2 protein-coding genes are annotated in these 2,197 nt (G+C 70.7%); one reads left to right on the forward strand and one right to left on the reverse strand.

The window, feature by feature from the left end; translation table 11 throughout:
• Positions 1–1,170 (reverse strand): hypothetical protein (locus IJH84_RS24090; RefSeq protein WP_295149386.1); only part of this gene is annotated, 1,170 nt, incomplete at its 3' end.
• Positions 1,171–1,426: 256 nt separating this feature from the next.
• On the opposite strand from IJH84_RS24090, the gene IJH84_RS24095 reads away from it, so the two are divergent.
• Positions 1,427–2,059: a TetR/AcrR family transcriptional regulator gene (locus tag IJH84_RS24095; protein WP_200072218.1), complete on the forward strand. Its 633-nt coding sequence runs from the start codon at positions 1,427–1,429 to the stop codon at positions 2,057–2,059.
• Positions 2,060–2,197: the final 138 nt, after the last annotated feature.

Below are 2,197 nucleotides of genomic sequence, written 5' to 3' on the forward strand. Positions count from 1 at the left end.
GCCGTCGGCGTCGGCGTCCACTCGCGCGATCTGCTCCCCGGCCGAGTCGGTCACGGTGACCACCGCGGAACCCGCGGCGGCTCCGCCCGCGTGGCTGATGGTGCCGACCAGCGTCCGGTGGTGCGCGGGCAGCGGCGGCTCGAAGGACGGGTCGACGACCGCGCCGCTGTCGTCCTTGTGCTCGTAGGAACCGGCGGAGTCCACCGCCTCCGGATCGTTCTCCGCGGCCCGCTGCGCCCGCAGCTGCGTGAAGATCACCAGCGTCACACCGATCAAGCACCACGCGGCCAGCCCGATGACGCCGGGCGCGACGCGTGCCCCGCCGAAGTACAGCACCCCGCGGATCGAGTCGACGGCCTGCCCGAGCGGCAGCAGCGGGTGCAGGTGCTGGAAGAACGTCGGCACCAGCTCCTTCGGGATGGCCCCGCCGCTGGAGGGCATGCTCAGCAGCACGAACAGCGTCATCGCCACGCCCGGGATGAACTGCTTGACCAGCGGCACCAGCCCGAACGCGGTCCAGGCGATGCCCTGGGTCAGCAGGAACCCGATCAGCATCACCAGCGGATTCGGCGGGATCACCCCGATGGTCGCGCCGAACGCGAAGCAGAACACCGCGGCGAACGCGCCGACTCCGACCAGCGACAGCAGCTTCTGGCGGGTGGTGAGTTCGGCGCGCAGCAGCACCATCACGGTGACGTAGGGCGGGATGTTCATCGCCATCAGCAGGTAGAACAGCCCGGTGCCCATCACGTCGCCCGCGGCGGTCGGGGCCAGGTCGTGCAGCGACAGCGCGTGCCCGCTCGCGGCGGCGACCGGCGCGAACATCTTCTGCAGGAACTGCATCAGCGCCGCGCCGTTGGCCTTGCCGTAGAACAGGTCGCCGGTCGCGGGGTCGTAGGCGGCGACCGCCTGCCGGTCGGTCACCGCGTGCCGGGCCTGTTCGGCGGTGTCCACGGCGCTGACGTCCACCCCGCCGGGCATGGCCTTGTCGAACGAGGCGCTCAGCTGCGTTGCGGTCTGCTCGCCGACCGCGACCACCGGCATGTCGTGCGGTGCGGGCGCGTGGAACGGCAGCAGGTAGAAGACCATGAACCCGACTACGAAGAAGATCGGGAACCACAACGCCGACGCCAGGGTGCGCGTCAGCGACGCCGGCTGCTCCTCGGACACTGCTCCTCCTTGTGCTCGTTCACGGCGCGCGGTTGGCGGCGCGCGAAGGCCGGCTCGGCGGCGGTGCCGGCGGCGGAATCCCCAGTGCAGAACTTCGCCGATCTTAGCATTATCTGCATCGGGTGCAATAATGCAGTCCTGCAAGTTGTTTGTCCGGTATGGGGTGAGTGCGACCGGAGCCGCGGGCTCGGCCGCAACTACCATGAACGGCCCGGCGTGCATCCGGTCGCGGCGGATCGTGAAGGGGAGCACCAGGATGTCCAGGACGACGGCGCCGAGCAGCGCCTCGCGCGCCTCCGGGGAAGCGCCCGGCGAGGGCCTGCGCGAACGCAAGAAGCGCGCCACCCGGCAAGCTCTTCAGCAAGCCGCGGTCAAGCTGTTCCGGGAACGCGGCCCGGCCGCGGTCACCGTCGAGGACATCTGCACGGCGGCGGAGGTCTCGCCGCGCACCTTCTTCAACTACTTCACCGCGAAGGAAGAGGTGCTGGTCCCGTGGGACCCGGCGACGGTCGCGGGCGCCCCGGAGCGCATCGTGGCCCGCCCGGCGGACGAGTCGCCGCTGCGGGTGCTGCAGGTGGTGCTCGACGACGCGCTCGACACCGCGATGGCTGGTCCGACCTGGCGCGATCAGGCGCTGGTGCTGCGCGATCATCCGGAACTGGTGAGCAGGGTCGCGCTGGCATCGCGGGACTTGGAATCCGCGCTGTGCGACGGGCTCGGGCAGCGGATCGGGACCGGTCCGGACGAGTACGTGCGGCTGCTGGCCGCGACGGCGGTCACCGCGCTGCGGGTCTCCATCCAGTGCTGGCAGCAGGCCGATGCGGACGCCACGCTGCGCGACTTCCTGCAGCGCGCGTTCCAGCGGCTCGCCGACGGCCTGCAACCGTGACCGGCTCCCGCGCGATCTCGGCGGAGTGAACGGCCTCCTCGCCCAATCTATTCGGACGAACGGTCCGTTCACTCCTGAAGGAACCGCGGGCTCGGAAGTCTGCCGACGTACCGGCCGACACACCCGCGCATCGCTCGA

The sequence above is a fragment of the Saccharopolyspora sp. genome (assembly GCF_017434145.1).
Classification (GTDB): Bacteria; Actinomycetota; Actinomycetes; order Mycobacteriales; family Pseudonocardiaceae; genus Saccharopolyspora_C; species Saccharopolyspora_C galaxeae.